Consider the following 16,269-nt stretch of genomic DNA (forward strand, 5'->3'; position numbering starts at 1 on the left):
GTTCGGCAGACCTTTCGATGGATCGCAGGGCGGATGCCGCGGCATCCGCGGTACATCTCTGGGCGGATGCCGTCGCGCAGCGCGTCCCGTAACGTGAAACGGTGTTCCGCCGCTTGAAGACGTACCAGCTGGTCACCGACGTGTCGATCGCACTGGTCTTCCTGCTGGTCGCATGGCCGGTCGAGGCGGTCATGGCGACGGGCGCGTTCGGCGTGGAGTACCTGTTCGGCTCGGAGGGGCACACCGCGTTCGGCCTGCTCATCGCCGGCATCTTCAGCGCCGCCCTCGCGGTGCGCCGGCTGTCACCGGCGCTCGCGCTCGGGCTCGCGTGGCTGGGCGCTGTGGCGCAGATCGGCCTCGGGCGCCCGCCCAGCTTCTCGGACGTCGCGATCTTCGCGGTGCTGTACGCCACCGCGGCGTACGGGGTGCGGCCGGTGTACTGGGCAGGGTTCACCTCCGCGATCGTCGGCGCGCTCGTGATCACCGTCTACCTCTTCGCCGGACCCGTGTTCGCCGGTGGCGGGCTGTCGTGGCAGACGCTGCCCGTCGCCCTCGTCACGCTCGTCGCGGCAGCGTTCGCCCTGGGGCTCTCGTGGACGATCGGCGCGCTCGTGCGCACGGCGGTGCGCGCGCGGGAGAACCGCGAGGCGCAGCAGCGCGCCGAGGCGGAGACCGTCGCCGAGCAGGAGCGGGTGCGCATCGCCCGCGACATGCACGATGTCGTGGCCCACTCGCTCGCCGTCGTCATCGCCCAGGCCGACGGCGCGCGTTATGCCGCCGCGGCGGATCCCGCCGTGGCGACCGACGCGCTGGCGACGATCTCGAGCACCGCGCGTTCGGCGCTCGCCGACGTTCGGCTGCTCCTCGGCCAGCTGCGCCACCGCCAGGGAGACGGGCCGCAGCCGACGATCGCCGATCTCGAAGAGCTCTACGCACAGGTGCGCGCCGCCGGCGTCGAGCTGCGCGTCGACGTCGACCCCGCGCCGCAGCGCAGCTCGGCCGAGGGCGAGCCGGCGGCAGCCGTGCAGCTCGCGGTCTACCGCATCCTGCAGGAGGCACTGACGAACGCGCTCCGCCACGGCGCCCCCGGTGGACCCGTCGACGTGCGGCTCGCGTGGCTTCCCGACCGCGTCGAGCTCGACGTGCGCAACCCGATCGTGCCGGGCACCCAGCCGGGGAGGTTCGGCCATGGCCTCATCGGCATGCGCGAGCGCGCGCAGCTTGCCGGCGGCCGCCTGGACGCGGCCGACGAGTTCGGCGCCTTCACCGTGCGCGCGCACCTGCCGATCGGGGAACTCGCATGATCCGCGTCGCGCTCGTCGACGACCAGGCGCTGTTCCGCGCCGGCATCCGCATGCTCATCGATTCGCAGCCAGACCTCGAGGTGGTCGCCGAGGCCGCCGACGGCCGGGAGGGGATCGACGCGGTGCGCCGGTCGCGGCCGGACGTGGTGCTCATGGACATCCGCATGCCCGTCATGGACGGCCTGGCCGCCACCGCCGAACTCCTCGCCGATGCCCCGGAGCCCGGCTCACCGGCGCCGCGCATCGTGATGCTCACGACCTTCGACCTCGACGAGGCGGCGGCACGGGCCATCCGGCAGGGCGCGAGCGGGTTCCTCCTCAAGGACGCCGATCCCGAGTTCCTCCTCGCCGCGATCCGCACCGTCCATGCCGGGTCGGCTGTCATCGCGGCATCCGCCACACGCGAGCTCTTCGAACGGTTCACGGATGCCGCGCCCCGGCCCGTGCCGCCGGCCTACGGTGACTTGACGGACCGTGAGCGCGAGATCTTCGCCCTCGCCGCGCGCGGCCTCTCGAACGCGGAGATCGCCGCGCGGGAGTTCCTCTCGGAGGCCACGGTGAAGACCCACATCAGCCGCATCCTCACGAAGCTCGGGCTGCGCGACCGTGTGCAGCTGGTCGTGTTCGCGTTCGAGCACGGCCTGGCGTAGTCCCGGCCCCACCCCCCGCGCCGCGTGGGGTGAGTCAGCGGCCCTCGAGCGCGACGCGGTGGGCGGCGTACTTGCGCCGGCCGATCCAGCGCCAGGCGAGACGGCCCGGCGCGGGCATGTGCTTGTGCAGCCATTCGTCGCCGCCGTCGGGCTGCGCGGCGAGGATCTCGCCGAGCTGCTGCCACATCTGGCCCTTGGGGATCGACTTGCGGCCGTGCTCCGAGAACCACTCCACCTCGGCCTCGGTGATGGTGTGTTCCATGACGGGCACGATGTTGGTCTCCTCGTCGGGGAGGTGCACCGCGATCGCCGCATTGACGCCGTCGAGGGCGGCGAGCACGGGCGCGGCATCCGCTGCACTCGCCGAAGCGCGCCACGCCGGCAGTGCCCGGTCCATCGCACTCAGGTGCACCAGCAGCTCGGCGTGCTGCGCCTTCATGCGCTCGACGTGCGCGGCGCAGGCGGGGGCCCGTTCATCGAGTGCCGGCCACAGCCTTTCGTCCTCGCCCTCGTGGTGTGCGTGCAGTCCGAGCGACAGCGTCTCGAGCTGCGTCGCGACGACCGCTGCGTGCGAGGTGTCGCCCGCGCGCACCCGCCGGACGAGATCCGGCGCCTCGCCGAACCCGCGGCGGAAGAGACGATGGATCTCCACCATCCCGCTCGCGTCGCACGTCTTCGGGGCTTCGGGCAGCGCGCCGCTGGGCGGCAGGGGCGTAGCGGGCATGGCGGCTCCTCGAGACGCGGGGTCGGGCTGGACGCGACGATAGTCCTGCGAGGAGGCGCAGGGAAGATCATCCCGGAGATGTATGCCGATGCCTCGTCCGGGCGACGCGCGCGACAGGTGCGGGTTCCTAACGTCGGAGTCATGGAACTCTCATCGACCGACCTGGGCCTCGCCGCCCGGGTGCAGCAGCTCAACAAGACCTACGGCACGGGCGAGAGCACCGTGCACGCCCTCGACGGCGTGAGCGTCGGCATCCGCCGTGGCGAGTTCACCGCGATCATGGGCCCGTCGGGGTCGGGCAAGTCGACGCTGATGCACATCATGGCGGGCCTCGACGCGCCGAGCTCCGGGCGGGCCTGGATCGGCGACACCGACATCACCGGTCTCTCCGACCTCGAGCTCACGATCCTGCGCCGCCGCCGCGTGGGATTCGTCTTCCAGGCGTTCAACCTCGTGCCCACCCTCGACGCGCTCGGCAACATCCTGCTGCCGTTCGACCTCGACGGACGCCGTCCGACCGCGCTCGAACGGGCGCGCATCGACGGTCTCGTCGAACGCCTCGGCCTCACCAGCCGCCTCGGCCACCGGCCGCATCAGCTGTCGGGCGGCCAGCAGCAGCGCGTCGCGATCGCCCGCGCACTCGCGACGGCGCCCGACCTGGTGTTCGCCGACGAGCCGACGGGCAACCTCGACTCGCGCTCGGGCCGCGAGGTGCTCGCCCTGCTCGCCGCTGCCACGCGCGAGCACGGACAGTCGATCGCGATGGTCACTCACGACCCGGTCGCCGCCTCGCACGCCGACCGGGTGCTGTTCCTCGGCGACGGGCGCATCGTCGCCGACAAGCCGCGCCAGAGCGCCGAGGAGATCTCGGCGTACATGCTCGCAACCGAGCTGAGCGCCGGGGCTCCGGTCCCCGCCGCGTCGGCCGTCGGCCATGTGGTCGCCGAGGTGACGTCGTGACCGCGGTCGCCCAGACGGGCCGGATGCCGCAGCCGGCGGCATCCGTCACCGCCGCGTCGTCGGGCGCGACCGCTCCGCTCGCGTGGCTGCGTGAGCGCGGCATGGGCGCGAGCATCCTCGTCGCCGCGATCTCGAGCGCGTTCGGAGCGATCCTGCTGAGCGCGACCGGATTCATCGCCGCCGTGCTGCGCGCCGATCCGTTCATCGGGGACAGCGGCACGCTCGCCGTCGTCCTCGCGATGATGAGCGTCCTGCTCATCGGCGTCGCCGTGTACGTCGCGGCCATCGTGACCGCGAACACGTTCGCCACGGTCATCGCCGGACGCACGCGGCGCATCGCACTGCTGCGCCTGATCGGCGCCTCGGCGCGCTCGCAGCGCTCCGAGGTCGCGCGACAGGGTCTGGTCGTCGGCGTCGTCGGCGCCGCGCTCGGACTCCTCGGCGGCACGCTGGTCTCATGGGCCGGTATGGTGCTGGCCACCTGGGCGCTGGGTATCGAGGACGTCGACTACGCAGTCGTGCAGGCGGTGCTCGTCATCCCCGCGGTGGTCGTCGCGCTGACCACGTGGGTCGCCGCGTGGGCCGGGTCGCGCCGTGTACTGACGGTCACGCCGCTGCAGGCGCTCGGCGGCTCGGTCGAGGCATCCCACGACGCGTTCGCCCGGCGAGGCACGCGCAACGGCGCCGCGATCACGCTGTTCGCGATCGGCGGCGCCCTCCTCGCCGTCGGCATACTGCTCGGACTGGTCACGCCGCTCGGGGTGATCGTCGCCTTCTTCGGCGGGATCTTCTCGTTCACCGGCCTCGCGCTCGGCGCGACGCTCGTGATGCCGCCGGTGCTGCAGCTCGTCGGCCGGCTCTTCGGGCGATCGGCGACGGCGCGCCTGGCGGCCGAGAACGCCCTCCGTCACCCGGAGCGTTCGAGCCGCATGGCCATCGGCGTCGTGATGGGCGTGACGCTCGTCACGATGTTCGCCGTCGCGCTCGAGACGGTCAAGGCGGTGCTCACGACGTCGGCGGGCGGCGATGCGCCTGACGAGCTGAACACTCTCCTCGACACCTTCGCCGGCATCATGATGGGCCTGGTCGCCGTGTCGGCCGTCATCGCGGCGGTGGGGCTCGTCAACCTCCTCACGATCGGCGTCGTGCAGCGCCGGCGGGAGCTCGGACTGCTGCGAGCGCTCGGCGTCTCGACGGGTCAGGTGCGTCGCATGGTGCTGCTCGAGGCCGCCCACATCACGATCACCGCGACGGTCACGGGGCTCGTGCTCGGTACCGCGTACGGGTGGGCCGGTGCGCAGTCGCTCCTCGGTGCGGTGCCGATGCCGCCGTCGTTCGCCGCGCCGACGCTGGTCGCGCCGGCCGTCCCGTGGATTCCGGTCGCGATCATCGTGGCCGCGACGGCGATCCTCACCCTGGTGGCCGCGGTCGTGCCGACCCGGCTGGCGACGCGCGTCGCCCCGGTCGAGGCGCTCGCCGACTGAGGCGGGGCCGGCGGCCGCGGCGCAGGCTTCGCGCCGCGGCTCGCCGGCTCTCGACGGGTCATGCGGGTCGGGGAACGAGACGGAACGGGCCGCGAGCGGCATCCGTCACGAGTTCGACGTACTCCTCGCCGGCGTCGAGGTCGTCGGTCGAGTAGAGATCGGCCACCTCGCGGAGCGCGTCGACGAGGTGCCCCTGCGGAACCGCGTTGTCGTTCTTGCCATGCACCCCCTGCCGCGTCGACATCACCGCCGAGAGCCGGGGCAGGTCGGCGGCGCGCGCCTTCCACAGTGCGTGCAGCGATCGCGGCGTCGCGTTGCGGCTGCCGTGGTGGCCCACCTTGTAGAGGTCGATCTTCGCCAGGCGGTCGCGGAGGTCGGCATCGTCGCCCAGCCGATCGAGCGTGTGCCGCCAGTTCTCGATCTGGGCGTCACCCGAGAACAGCAGCGACACTCCGCCCACCGTGAGCAGCAGGATGACGCTGGTGTTGTTCAGCGCCTCGTCGAGATCGCGGACCAGCCGTGCGGCGGAGCGGGAGCGCTGATTCGCGAGCCGATCGATCAGCCAGCGGACCGGGCCCGGCCCATGCGTCATCGGCGCTGGGGCTTCGGTGTCGGCGGCTGACCCCACGACACGCAGCGACGCCCCCAGTGCGGTGAGCCAGTACTCGGGGTCCTCCTCGCGCTGTCGCGCGACCCGGGGATCCTGATCGACCGTGGGCGGGCCGAGCACCGTCGCTGTGAGCCCTGGGACGACGTCGTCGATGCCGGACTCCATGCCCGCGTGCAGATAGCGGCCGCGGCCGTCGCGCGAGAGCTCGTTCAGCAGAGCGACCGCTTCGGCGTTCTTGAGCTGGTCCTCGGCCGCCGTCCGGACCTCCTCGTCGAGCCCCACGAGCGTGGCGAGCCGTGCGACCTCCTCTTGCGCCCGCGAGAGAAGAGCGGCGTACCTCGCCGACGCGCGACTCACGCCTCCCGCTTGGTCCGGCGCCGCCGCCGGGCCGTCCGCGGTCTCGGCGAGCTCCGGATCCTCGGTCCACGACCGCACCACGAGCTTGGGTGCGAGTCGCTTCATGATCGCCGCACCGGCGTCGACCTCGAACCCGCGCAGATGATCGCGGTGCCGGTGGGTCACCACGAGCACGTCCAGCTCACCACCGGTGTGCTCCTCGATGAGCGCAGCGACGTCGCCCATGCGCCCCCGAGCCATGCCCTCCCGGGGTGAATGACTCGTGCCGAAGTCGATCAGGATGTGCCGCTCGTCGCGCCCGTCCGGCAGCGGCGCGTCGTATTCGACCGACACCAGGAAGCAGTCGCCGAAGCCGACCTGGTACATGCGGACGCGGACGCGGATCGGAGTGCTCACCATGTCTCCCCGGAGCTCTGCTCGGTGCGGTGCAGCTCGGCGAAGGTCTGCCCGCGGGCGACGCCGTCCGAGAATCCGAGGCGCGCCGACGCGTCGCGACGCCCGGTCCGCTCGAGGTGGTCGAGCCGCTTCTGCTGCCGGCGCCAGTCGTCGAGGCGCTTGTGGATGTGCAGCTTGAGCCTGCCGAACTGGTCGAAGATCAGCGTGCCGCCGCCGAACAGCTGCACGGGGGTGTTCGGGGCGATCGCGGGGGAGAGCTGGAGCCCCGACTCGTCGGTGAACTCGCGCGCGGTCATGTCCGCCATCTGCACGTACGTGGCGACCGACTCCGGCACGATCAGGCCGTCGGGACCGATCCGCTGCGTCGGCAGCACGGACTCGATCACCGTGTAGTAGTCGGTCGACACGTCGAGCCGGCGCGCGTTCTGCCACAGGAACCGGAAGACCTCGTCGCGGTCACTGCGCAGCCCGGCGAAGTTGATCCCGAGATAGCGCGGCGCGAGCTCCGCATCCAGGACGTCGGTGACCCGGTCGGACGATCGCTGGATGCCGGCCTTGGCGAAACCCGCCATCAGCAGCTGGCGGTAGCCGAGGTCGTCGTCCGGCACGAGTTCGTTGTCGGCCAGCAGCACGGCGTTGAGCAGATCGCCGAAGTCGAACTCGACGGGCGGCAGGTAGTCGAGACCGCGGATCAGCATCGTGAGCAGCTGGGATGCCGCTTTGGCGCCCTCCTCGGCGGCACGGGCGCGGTCGACCGTGATGCCCCGGCCGCCCGCGGCCTCGCTGTTCGGGCGCGAGAAGAGGGCCACGAGCCGCCGGTGCCAGATCTCGATCAGCAGATCGAAGGCGATCGCGACCAGGACCTCGCCGCGCCGATGCGGTTCGACGAACTCGGGCCGTTTCGCCCAGTCCGCCGGCGGCGGGTTCAACGCGGACTCGCGGAGCGCTCCGCGGCCCTGCGTGAGCACGCTGCCGATCTGCTCCGCGACGCGGGCGAGCATGCTCCTGCGGAGCGCGTCCGGCTGGATGCGGCCGCGCGGGATGCGGCCGCTCTTGTCCGGCTTGCCGAGAGCCTGCTCGATGACCGGACGCATCGAGAACACCGAGAGGAGCGCGACGATGTCGGCGAAGCCTTCGTGGAAGGCCGCCTGATCGGGCAGGCTCGGCTCGAGGAACCGGCGGCGGAGCCCGTCCAGCACGGCGTGCGTGGTCTCGTGCACCACCACGTCGTGGCTCAGGCAGGTGTAGACGGCCTCACCACGGGGGTCGGCCGGCGGCACGTAGCCGAACAGCAGCGCCCGATCCTCGAACGAGTAGTACGCGTTCGCCTCGGCGAACGCGTGCGGCACGAGGTAGAGCTGGTGGCTGCCGAATCCCCAGGGAAGTCGCCGGCCGAGCGCCGTCTCGAACGTCGACAGCGTGCGAGCCGCGGTGGCGTAGACGTGCTGGGCATGGAAGGCCAGATCTGTGCGCAGGACCTCGTCCTCGGCATCCGCGAACAGGTCGTCCTTCCCCAGCGGTTCGTGCTTGACGTAGCGACCCGTCGCCGTGTCGTAGTCGACGACGTGGAGGCGGGCCCCGCGCGGGCCGTCCTCCATGCGTGACCAGGGCACCTTCACCCGTGCGGTCAGAATCTTGCCGTCGTCGCCGCTGACCGCAGGGTCCTGCGCGATGAGCCGCAGCGTCACGTGCGTGCGCGGCTCGTCGGCAGGCTCGGCGTACTCGACACCATCGGTCATGTCGCACCCCCAGGGTCCTCGGCTCCACCTTGCAGCGGTTTGCTCCGCTGGGGAAGAGCGGTCGCCGCACACCGGTGATACGCCGTGACGGGACGGCCGCCCGATGGGGTGCGCCGGCGGGCCGGCGGGTGCAGGCTGACACCATGCAGATCGACATCGTGGAGCACGAACCGCCCTACCGCGTCGGCGTCATCGTCGGCAGCCTGTCACGCGAATCCGTCAACCGGCGCCTGGCGCTGGCCCTGCAGCGGCTCGCGCCGCCGGAGTTCGAGTTCTTCGAGATCTCGTACGCCGACCTTCCGCTGTACAACCGCGACCTCGACACCGACTACCCGCAGGCCGCGCTCGACTTCAAAGACGCGGTGCGCTCGGCCGACGCGCTGCTGTTCGTGACGCCCGAGTACAACCGCTCGATCCCCGGCGCCCTGAAGAACGCGATCGACTGGGGCAGCCGGCCGTGGGGTCAGAGCGCGTGGACCGACAAGCCGACCGCCGTGATCGGCGCGTCTCCGGGGCAGATCGGCACGGCCGTGGGCCAGCAGTCGCTGCGCAGCACGCTGAGCTTCCTCAACGCGCGCCAGATGACGACCCCCGAGGCGTACATCCACTTCACGCCGGGACTCATCGAGGCCGACGGCGAGGTCACCGTCGCGTCGACCGAGGAGTTCCTCCGCATGTTCATGGCGAAGTTCCTCGAGTACACCGCGCGGGTGCTCACCGTGATCCCGCAGGCCTGACCTCGCGCTCAGGCGTCGGCGGGCTCGGGGTCGTGCGCCCACCCCGGGGCGAGCGCCTTCACGCGCGCGGCGCGCCACTGCCAGATGCCCCACAGCACCGGCCACAGCAGCGGCGCGGTCGGGCCGCCGATGACGAGGCGGTCCCGCCACAGCGTCTTGCCGGGCTGCCCCGGCGCCGGCGACACGGCCATCTGGTGATCCCACACGTCGAGGCTCGCGAGCGGACCGGTCAGCGGGATGCCGCTGTCGCGGAAGACCCGCACGTGCCCGCCCGGCTCGTCGACCGACCGCTCGCTGACGTGGATCAGCTGCCGACCCATCGGCACCGTGCCGAACGCCGAGAGCTGCACCGGCACGTCGTCGCCGGGTGTCCACGACGTCGGCAGACCGCGCGGCACCAGCGGCGCGAGATCCATCACCGGGCCGTAGAGCTCGGCCACCGCACGCGGCGAGTGCACCGCCCGCCACGCGGCGTCGGGGTCGCAGTCGATCACGAACTTCAGCAGGATCCGCATGCTCCAGTCTCGCACCCTGCCTCCCGCCTGGGCCGGGGTCGCGCTGCCCGGATCCCGGATGCCGCGTTCTACGCTGGACGGATGCCCGAGAGTCCCTTCGACCAGCGCCGCTACCAGGTCCGCCACGACTGGGGAGTCACCGGACTCCAACGCCTCGCGCCCGCCGACGTCGTCGTGATCGTCGATGTGCTGCGGTTCTCCACGACGGTGACGGATGCCGTCGCGCGCGGCGAGAGCGTGCCGCTCGACGCCTCCGCCCACGCGGTGTCGCTCAACGGAGCCGCCCTCGCCGAGGCGGCCGCGGCGGGGGAGGGCACGGTGCTGCTGGGCTGCCTGCGCAACGCCGCAGCGGTGGCCGGCGCGGTGCTCGACATCCAGCAGCGCCGGGCCGTGCGCACGAGCATCGCCGTGATCGCGGCCGGTGAGCTCGCCGGCCGCGAGCCCGACGCGCCGCTGAGGTTCGCCGTCGAGGACCAGCTCGGCGCCGGGGCGATCGTCGACGCCCTCGGCGCGCTCGGCATCGACCACACCTCGCCGGAGTCCGCCGCCGCTTGCGAGGCGTTCCGCGGTCTGCGCGGCGCGATGCGCCACCTGCTCACCGCGAGCGGCTCGGGTCAGGAGCTCCTCGACCGCGGCGCTCGCGACGAGGTGCTCGACGCCGCGGCGGTGGACGCGGCATCCGTCGTCCCGGTTCTCCGCGACGGCTCGTTCGTCGTGTACTGACTCGCGTCAGTCCCGCGGCGTCAGCGCGGCCAGGCGGGTCGCGCGCGTGATCTCGCGCCGGGTCCACGTGAAGGCGTGGCGCTCGTCGAAATGAGGAGCGCACTTCGCGCACGATGTGGGCCTGGTCGCTCTGCGGTGCCGGTAGGCGACATGACCGGCGGGGCATACGCCCACCCACGGGGCGAGCTCCGTCGCGGTCTCGCCCTGGTGGGTCGCGCCGCCGACGTAGCCGAGCTCGCGCGCGACCGCCTTCCAGCGGGGACCGTGTCCGGCGCGCGGCCCGGCGAGGGCATGCGCCACCTCATGCAGCAGCGTCTGGTGGTTCGTGTCGTCGTCGTAGCGCGCCGCCAGGTAGCGCGACACGCTGATGCGCTTGTGCGTGTAGTCGCACAGCCCCGCGCGCCGCTTGGCGTTGTCGAACGCGAAGCTCCACGAGGGATCGAGGTGGGCGGCGATGAGGGCTTCGGCCCAGTGCCGCACGCGATGCAGTTCCGACATGGAAGTGAGACTAGAACATATCTCCGACACTCGGAGCGACGGCATCCACCTCAGCTGGCGACGGACGCCGCGGCCCGGCGCCGGTCGGCGGCGTCGATCGCGAGGAGAGTGGATTCGAGCTGGTCCTCGGTGGCGCCGGACTCCTGGCGCAGGAACAGTGCGCGCTTGAAGTCCTTGCGGGCCGACTCGTAGTCGCCCGCGTCGAAGTGGACCTTGCCCCGATGCTGGTAGGCGAAGGCGCCGATGCTCGCCCAGCCCTGTCCCTCGGCCTCTTCCGCACAGGTGGTGAGCTCCTGCTCGGCGGCGGCGTAGGCACCGCGCGCCTGCAGCACGGTCGCGTGGAGGATGCGGGCACGCAAGAGGTCCTTGCGGGTGCCCGCCATGCGCGCGACCCGCACGGACTGCTCCGAGATCACCAGGGCGTCCTCGGCGCGGTCGAGCACCTTGAGGAGCCACACGCGCTCGAGGAGCGCCGGGAGGCTGCGCTGCTCGCCGATCTCTTCGAGCCGCTCCTTGCACTGGCTCGGATTCACCTGTTCGCGGAGAGTGTCGGGATCGTACCCGCTGATGTAGCTCACGTCTGACTCCCTTCGCCGCGCCGGTGGCACATCCCAGTCTGCCTGCCGCCCCGATTCTCGCGGGCGTGCCACGCCGAGTCGTGGCGGTCAGCGGGTGAACACGGATGCCGAGGGCTTCGGCGACGGCGTCGCGTCGGCGTCGGTGGCGACCCGGGCGCCGCGCGCGAACTCCTGCAGCTCGCGGCCCTCAGCCACCTTGGCCGGATGCGGGCCGGCCGCCATGAGCCGGGGCAGCCACTCGGTCGGCAGCGGGGCGCGCGAGGCGGCGATCACGAGGTTGCCGAAGCGGCGGCCCTTGAGTGTCTGCACCTCCGCGAGCACGATGACGTGCTCGAGCACCGCCTGCACCGTCGCGACCTCGCGCCGCGCGAAGGCGAGGCCGGAGCCGTCGGCGACGTTGACCAGCAGCACGCCGCCGGGCGCGAGGAAGCGGGAGGCCTCAGTGAAGAACTCCACGGTCGTGAGGTGCGCCGGGGTCTGCGCCCCCGAGTACACGTCCGACACGACGAGATCGGCCGCGCCGACCAGCCCGGCGGGAAGCCGCCCGAGCGCCTCGCGGGCGTCGCCGATCCGCACCCGGATCGAGGCGCCGCGGGGCAGCGGCAGGTTCTCTCGCACCAGGTCCCAGAGCGCGGGCTCCAGCTCCACGACCTGCTGCCGCGATCCGGGCCGCGTCGCCTCGACGTAGCGGGGGATCGTGAGGGCACCGGCCCCCAGGTGGATCGCGGTCAGCGGCTGACCCGGCATCCGCAGCCGGTCGATCACGGCGCCCATGCGGGCGACGTACTCGAAGTGCAGGTGCGTCGGGTCGTCGAGGTCGACGTGCGACTGCGGCGTGCCGTCGACGTCGAGCTCCCAGCCGCCGGCGAAGGGCGACCGCACCACGCGGGCGAGTGTGCCGTCGGAGAGGCGGACGGCCGGGACGGCGGCCTCTTCCCGTGCGCGTGCCATGCCTCCACGTTAGCCGCAACGCCGCAGCGAGCCGGGTGTCGTTGACACTTCTGCCCTTCATCGCCACGGAGCCCTGCGCAGAACGCTGAGATGACGGCATCCGTCGCCGCCGAAACCGAATCGAGACACAGGTGTAACCGACGGGGGTGCTGCGCGCGGGTAGCGTCGGAGCATCACACCCCGCTGAGGGCTTGCGCGCACCTCTGCTCCACGATGACGTGCAGCGGAGCCCACACGACATGGAAGGTGCACAGCACATGCTCCACACTGCGAGAAGGCGCTGGCTCGCCGGCGTTGCCGCGGTCGCCGTCGGCACGATCGTCCTCACCGCCTGCGCGAGTCAGCGCGACGAAGGCGGCGGAGAGGACGAGGGCAGCGACGTCGACTCGACGTTCGTCTTCGGCGCGTCGGGAGACCCGGCCAGCCTCGACCCCGCGTTCGCGAGCGACGGCGAGACGTTCCGCGTCGCGCGCCAGATGTTCGAGGGCCTCGTCGGCACGGTGCCCGGCACCGCCGACCCCGCCCCGCTCCTCGCCAAGAGCTGGGAGCAGCCGGACGACACGACTTACGTCTTCACCCTCGAAGAGGGCGTGACCTTCCACGACGGCACGGACTTCAACGCCGAGGCGGTCTGCTTCAACTTCGACCGCCAGAACGCCTTCACCGGTGTCGCGGCGTCGCAGAGCATGGCGTACTACTGGGGCGTCATCATGCGCGGCTTCGGTGCGGACTCCATCTACGACAGCTGCACCGCCGACAGCGAGACGCAGGCGACCATCAAGCTGAAGCAGCCGTTCGCCGGGTTCATCCCCGCGCTGTCGCTGCCGTCGTTCTCGATCCAGAGCCCGGCCGCGCTCGAGGAGTACGGGGCCGACGAGGTGGGCGGCACCGAGGAGGCGCCGATCCAGAGCGAGTACGGCCAGGAGCACCCGACCGGCACCGGTCCGTTCATGTTCGACTCGATCTCGCTCGGCGAGCAGACGGTCCTCAAGGCCAACCCCGACTACTGGGGCGAGCAGGGAGATGTCCAGGAGGTCATCTTCCGCGTCATCGGCGACACGACGGCCCGCCGTCAGGCGCTCGAGGCCGGCAGCATCGACGGCTACGACCTCGTCGCGCCCGCTGACCTGCAGGCGCTCGAGGACGCCGGGTTCTCGCTCGTGAACCGGGATCCGTTCAACGTCCTGTACCTCGGCATGAACCAGGCCGCTCCTGGGCTGTCCGACCCGAAGGTGCGCCAGGCGATCGCGCAGGCGATCGACAAGGACGCGCTCATCACGCAGGTGCTCCCGGAGGGCACGGTGGCGGCGAGCCAGTTCATGCCCGAGGCGGTCATCGGCTGGAACGAGGACGTCACGGACTACGCCTACGACCCGGAGGCCGCCAAGGCCCTCCTCGCCGAGGCCGGCTACACCGAGGCGAACCCGCTGACGGTGACGTTCAACTACCCGGTGAACATCTCGCGGCCGTACATGCCGAACCCCGAGCAGATCTTCACCAACCTGCAGAGCCAGCTCGAGGCCGTCGGCATCGTGATCAACCCCGTGACGAACGAGTGGGTCGAGTACCTCGACCTGATCCAGGGTGGCACGGAGCACGGCATCCACCTGCTCGGCTGGACCGGCGACTACAACGACCCCGACAACTTCGTGGGCACGTTCTTCGGTCTGCCGACCAACGAGTGGGGCTTCGACAACCCCGAGCTGTTCCAGGCGCTGACCGAGGCGCGTGGTCTCGCGACCGAGGAGGAGCAGGAGGCCGCCTACGCCGGAATCAACGAGCAGATCATGGAGTTCCTGCCCGGTGTGCCGCTCGCGCACCCGGTGCCGACGCTGGCGTTCGACGCGCGCGTCACGTCCTACCCGGCCAGCCCGGTGCAGGACGAGGTCTACAACATGGTCGAGCTCAGCGAGTGACGCCGTGACCGGATGCCCCGCCCCGGCCCGCGCCGGGGCGGGGCATCCGGTTCCCGCCGTCCGCTCGCCCGCGACCGCCGGTCGCCGTCCCCGGAGAATCCCACGTGCTACGCACCATCGGCAGGCGCCTCCTTCTGCTCATCCCGACCCTGTTCGGGTTGACCATCCTCTTGTTCTTCTGGGTTCGTGCCCTCCCCGGCGGGCCGGCCGTCGCCCTCCTCGGCGAACGGGCGACACCGGAGCGCATCGCCGAGATCAATGAGCTCTACGGCTTCAACGAGCCGCTGATCGCCCAGTACTTCACCTGGCTGGGCCAGCTGCTGCAGGGCAACTTCGGCGTCTCGATCCAGACCCAGCGTCCCGTCACCGAGGAGTTCGCACGCCGGTTCCCGGCGACCCTCGAGCTGACGATGTTCGCGATCATCCTCGCCGTGGGCGTCGGCATCACGATCGGCTACTGGGCGGCGCGCAGGCAGGGCAAGCCCGCCGACCACTTCGCCGTCTTCGCGAGCCTCATCGGCATCACGATCCCGGTGTTCTTCCTCGGCGTGATCCTCAAATGGATCTTCGCGGTGCAGCTGGGCTGGCTCCCGTCGGACGGTCGTCAGGACCCGAGACTGGACGCGACCCACTACACGAACTTCTACGTCTTCGACGGCATCATCACAGGGGAGTGGGATGCCGCGTGGGACGCGTTCCTGCACCTGATCCTCCCGGGCATCGCCCTCGCGACCATCCCGCTCGCGATCATCACGCGCATCACCCGCGCCTCGGTGCTCGAAGTGCAGAACTCGGACTACGTCCGTACCGGCATGGCGAAGGGCATCTCCCGCGGCACGATCCGCGGCCGCTTCATCCTGCGCAACTCGCTGCTGCCGGTCGTGACCACGATCGGCCTCCAGTTCGGCCTGCTGCTGTCGGGCGCGATCCTCACCGAGTCGGTGTTCGCCTACCCCGGCATCGGCTCCTTCCTGTCGCGCGCCATCTTCACGCGCGACTACCCGGTGCTCCAGGGATTCATCCTCTTCATCGCCGTCATCTACGCGCTCATCAACCTGGCGGTGGACGTGTCGTACAGCTTCATCGATCCGAGAGTGCGGGTGCAGTGATGACGCGCGCTCAGTTGATCAGAAACCCCATCGGAGGTGCGGCATGACGTCCGCGATGCTTCCCCCCGCCCCCAGCGGCGGACCCGTCGACGACACCGCGGTCGACGACAAGGAGCTGCTCGCCGCGAAGACCCGCGGCGGCGGCTTCTGGCGCGACGTCTTCCGGCGCCTGCGCCGCAACCCGAGCGCGTGGGTGGGCGCCGTCATCATCGCGATCTTCGTGCTCGTGGCGATCTTCGCCCCGCTGCTGGCGCCGTACGGTCCCGAGGAGCTGCCGGGGCAGCAGTACATCACCCCCGGTCACATCCCCGGCCCCGGCGAGATCGAGGGCTTCCCGCTGGGCCTCGACCGCTTCGGCGGTGACATGCTGTCGAAGCTCATCTGGGGTGCGCGGGCGTCGCTCGTGATCGGCATCGTGTCGACGCTGCTCGGCCTCGTCGGCGGCATGATCCTCGGCCTCGTCGCCGCCACCTTCGGCGGCTGGGTCGACACGGCGATCATGCGCTTCGTCGACATCCTGCTGTCGGTGCCCTCACTGCTGCTCGCGGTCTCGATCGCGGCGCTGATGGGCCAGACGCCCCTCGCGATCATGATCGCGATCGGCGCCGCTCAGGTGCCGATCTTCGCGCGCCTGCTCCGGGCCTCGATGCTGCAGCAGCGCTCGAGCGACTACGTGCTGTCGGCCGCCACCCTCGGCCTCGGCCGCGGCCGCATCACGATGAGCCACGTGCTGCCCAACGCGGTCGGACCGGTCATCGTGCAGGCGACGCTCACGCTCGCCACGGCGGTCATCGAAGCCGCGGGTCTGTCGTACCTCGGCCTCGGCGGCGGCGTGCCGCAGACCGCCGAGTGGGGCCGCATGCTCACCTACGCGCAGCTCGAGCTGGCCGTGAACCCGTGGATCGCGATCCTGCCCGGCATCTGCATCACCGTCACGGCGCTGGGCTTCACGCTGATCGGCGAGGCGCTGCGCGAGGCCATGGACCCGCGCACCCGCGCCCGCTGAGCCTTCCGGCGA

The 16,269-nt window shown here is 71.4% G+C and carries 16 protein-coding genes; 9 read left to right on the top strand and 7 right to left on the bottom strand.

Features of this window, described 5'->3' with window-relative positions; genetic code table 11:
* Nucleotides 1-101: 101 nt before the first annotated feature.
* A complete protein-coding gene (locus Q9R08_RS09630; protein WP_308867796.1) occupies nucleotides 102-1,304 on the top strand; it encodes a sensor histidine kinase in 1,203 nt (400 codons plus the stop codon).
* Nucleotides 1,301-1,954, top strand: a complete 654-nt coding sequence (locus tag Q9R08_RS09635) for a response regulator (protein WP_308867797.1) — start codon at nucleotides 1,301-1,303, stop codon at nucleotides 1,952-1,954. The genes Q9R08_RS09630 and Q9R08_RS09635 overlap by 4 nt, the downstream gene beginning before the upstream one ends.
* Nucleotides 1,955-1,988: 34 nt before the next feature.
* Here Q9R08_RS09635 and Q9R08_RS09640 read toward each other — a convergent pair whose 3' ends face one another.
* Nucleotides 1,989-2,678, bottom strand: a complete 690-nt coding sequence (locus Q9R08_RS09640; RefSeq protein WP_308867798.1) for a hemerythrin domain-containing protein — start codon at nucleotides 2,676-2,678, stop codon at nucleotides 1,989-1,991.
* 141 nt (nucleotides 2,679-2,819) lie between these two features.
* Here Q9R08_RS09640 and Q9R08_RS09645 point away from each other — a divergent pair, with 141 nt between their 5' ends.
* Nucleotides 2,820-3,638, top strand: coding sequence for an ABC transporter ATP-binding protein (locus Q9R08_RS09645; RefSeq protein ID WP_308867799.1), 819 nt, complete (start codon nucleotides 2,820-2,822; stop codon nucleotides 3,636-3,638).
* 23 nt (nucleotides 3,639-3,661) lie between these two features.
* Nucleotides 3,662-5,122: an ABC transporter permease gene (locus Q9R08_RS09650; RefSeq protein ID WP_418001347.1), complete on the top strand. Its 1,461-nt coding sequence runs from the start codon at nucleotides 3,662-3,664 to the stop codon at nucleotides 5,120-5,122.
* A 58-nt stretch (nucleotides 5,123-5,180) separates the two neighbouring features.
* On the opposite strand, the gene Q9R08_RS09655 is transcribed toward Q9R08_RS09650, so the two are convergent.
* Together Q9R08_RS09655 and Q9R08_RS09660 are read right to left on the bottom strand one after the other, a co-directional pair.
* Nucleotides 5,181-6,485 carry a ComEC/Rec2 family competence protein gene (locus tag Q9R08_RS09655; protein ID WP_308867801.1) on the bottom strand — a complete coding sequence of 435 codons (1,305 nt, stop codon included), beginning with the start codon at nucleotides 6,483-6,485 and terminating at the stop codon, nucleotides 5,181-5,183.
* Complete coding sequence (locus Q9R08_RS09660) at nucleotides 6,482-8,224, bottom strand: gluzincin family metallopeptidase (protein ID WP_308867802.1); 1,743 nt, start codon at nucleotides 8,222-8,224, stop codon at nucleotides 6,482-6,484. The genes Q9R08_RS09655 and Q9R08_RS09660 overlap by 4 nt, the downstream gene beginning before the upstream one ends.
* 143 nt (nucleotides 8,225-8,367) lie before the next feature.
* Here Q9R08_RS09660 and Q9R08_RS09665 point away from each other — a divergent pair, with 143 nt between their 5' ends.
* Complete coding sequence (locus Q9R08_RS09665) at nucleotides 8,368-8,961, top strand: NADPH-dependent FMN reductase (RefSeq protein WP_308867803.1); 594 nt, start codon at nucleotides 8,368-8,370, stop codon at nucleotides 8,959-8,961.
* 8 nt (nucleotides 8,962-8,969) lie between these two features.
* On the opposite strand, the gene Q9R08_RS09670 is transcribed toward Q9R08_RS09665, so the two are convergent.
* Nucleotides 8,970-9,476 carry a hypothetical protein gene (locus tag Q9R08_RS09670; protein WP_308867804.1) on the bottom strand — a complete coding sequence of 169 codons (507 nt, stop codon included), beginning with the start codon at nucleotides 9,474-9,476 and terminating at the stop codon, nucleotides 8,970-8,972.
* Nucleotides 9,477-9,557: 81 nt separating this feature from the next.
* Between Q9R08_RS09670 and Q9R08_RS09675 the strand changes: the two genes are divergently transcribed.
* Nucleotides 9,558-10,199: a 2-phosphosulfolactate phosphatase gene (locus tag Q9R08_RS09675; RefSeq protein WP_308867805.1), complete on the top strand. Its 642-nt coding sequence runs from the start codon at nucleotides 9,558-9,560 to the stop codon at nucleotides 10,197-10,199.
* A gap of 6 nt (nucleotides 10,200-10,205) precedes the next feature.
* Here the strand turns inward: Q9R08_RS09675 and Q9R08_RS09680 are convergent, their stop codons facing one another.
* From Q9R08_RS09680 to Q9R08_RS09690, 3 genes are all read right to left on the bottom strand, one after another.
* Nucleotides 10,206-10,697 (bottom strand): SprT-like domain-containing protein, encoded by a 492-nt coding sequence (locus Q9R08_RS09680; RefSeq protein WP_308867806.1) that lies wholly within the window; start codon nucleotides 10,695-10,697, stop codon nucleotides 10,206-10,208.
* Nucleotides 10,698-10,747: 50 nt separating this feature from the next.
* Nucleotides 10,748-11,275 (bottom strand): hypothetical protein, encoded by a 528-nt coding sequence (locus Q9R08_RS09685; RefSeq protein ID WP_308867807.1) that lies wholly within the window; start codon nucleotides 11,273-11,275, stop codon nucleotides 10,748-10,750.
* A gap of 87 nt (nucleotides 11,276-11,362) precedes the next feature.
* Nucleotides 11,363-12,226, bottom strand: coding sequence for a spermidine synthase (locus Q9R08_RS09690; RefSeq protein WP_308867808.1), 864 nt, complete (start codon nucleotides 12,224-12,226; stop codon nucleotides 11,363-11,365).
* Between the two features lie 257 nt (nucleotides 12,227-12,483).
* Between Q9R08_RS09690 and Q9R08_RS09695 the strand changes: the two genes are divergently transcribed.
* The 3 genes from Q9R08_RS09695 to Q9R08_RS09705 all read left to right on the top strand — a co-directional run bounded on the left by Q9R08_RS09695 (nucleotide 12,484) and on the right by Q9R08_RS09705 (nucleotide 16,257).
* Nucleotides 12,484-14,142: an ABC transporter substrate-binding protein gene (locus tag Q9R08_RS09695; protein ID WP_308867809.1), complete on the top strand. Its 1,659-nt coding sequence runs from the start codon at nucleotides 12,484-12,486 to the stop codon at nucleotides 14,140-14,142.
* Nucleotides 14,143-14,246: 104 nt separating this feature from the next.
* Nucleotides 14,247-15,251, top strand: coding sequence for an ABC transporter permease (locus Q9R08_RS09700; protein ID WP_308867810.1), 1,005 nt, complete (start codon nucleotides 14,247-14,249; stop codon nucleotides 15,249-15,251).
* A gap of 43 nt (nucleotides 15,252-15,294) precedes the next feature.
* Nucleotides 15,295-16,257, top strand: a complete 963-nt coding sequence (locus tag Q9R08_RS09705) for an ABC transporter permease (protein ID WP_308867811.1) — start codon at nucleotides 15,295-15,297, stop codon at nucleotides 16,255-16,257.
* Nucleotides 16,258-16,269: the final 12 nt, after the last annotated feature.

This window comes from Microbacterium psychrotolerans, from assembly GCF_031085295.1.
Taxonomy (GTDB): domain Bacteria; phylum Actinomycetota; class Actinomycetes; order Actinomycetales; family Microbacteriaceae; genus Microbacterium; species Microbacterium psychrotolerans.

Bases quoted from the DNA above. Each gene is read 5' to 3' on its own strand.
- Q9R08_RS09680 (WP_308867806.1), bottom strand. From the start codon at position 10,697: ATGTCGGAACTGCATCGCGTGCGGCACTGGGCCGAAGCCCTCATCGCC.
- Q9R08_RS09660 (WP_308867802.1), bottom strand. From the start codon at position 8,224: ATGACCGATGGTGTCGAGTACGCCGAGCCTGCCGACGAGCCGCGCACG.
- Q9R08_RS09695 (WP_308867809.1), top strand. From the start codon at position 12,484: ATGCTCCACACTGCGAGAAGGCGCTGGCTCGCCGGCGTTGCCGCGGTC.
- Q9R08_RS09635 (WP_308867797.1), top strand. From the start codon at position 1,301: ATGATCCGCGTCGCGCTCGTCGACGACCAGGCGCTGTTCCGCGCCGGC.
- Q9R08_RS09645 (WP_308867799.1), top strand. From the start codon at position 2,820: ATGGAACTCTCATCGACCGACCTGGGCCTCGCCGCCCGGGTGCAGCAG.
- Q9R08_RS09650 (WP_418001347.1), top strand. From the start codon at position 3,662: ATGCCGCAGCCGGCGGCATCCGTCACCGCCGCGTCGTCGGGCGCGACC.
- Q9R08_RS09675 (WP_308867805.1), top strand. From the start codon at position 9,558: ATGCCCGAGAGTCCCTTCGACCAGCGCCGCTACCAGGTCCGCCACGAC.
- Q9R08_RS09665 (WP_308867803.1), top strand. From the start codon at position 8,368: ATGCAGATCGACATCGTGGAGCACGAACCGCCCTACCGCGTCGGCGTC.
- Q9R08_RS09690 (WP_308867808.1), bottom strand. From the start codon at position 12,226: ATGGCACGCGCACGGGAAGAGGCCGCCGTCCCGGCCGTCCGCCTCTCC.
- Q9R08_RS09640 (WP_308867798.1), bottom strand. From the start codon at position 2,678: ATGCCCGCTACGCCCCTGCCGCCCAGCGGCGCGCTGCCCGAAGCCCCG.
- Q9R08_RS09705 (WP_308867811.1), top strand. From the start codon at position 15,295: ATGACGTCCGCGATGCTTCCCCCCGCCCCCAGCGGCGGACCCGTCGAC.
- Q9R08_RS09670 (WP_308867804.1), bottom strand. From the start codon at position 9,476: ATGCGGATCCTGCTGAAGTTCGTGATCGACTGCGACCCCGACGCCGCG.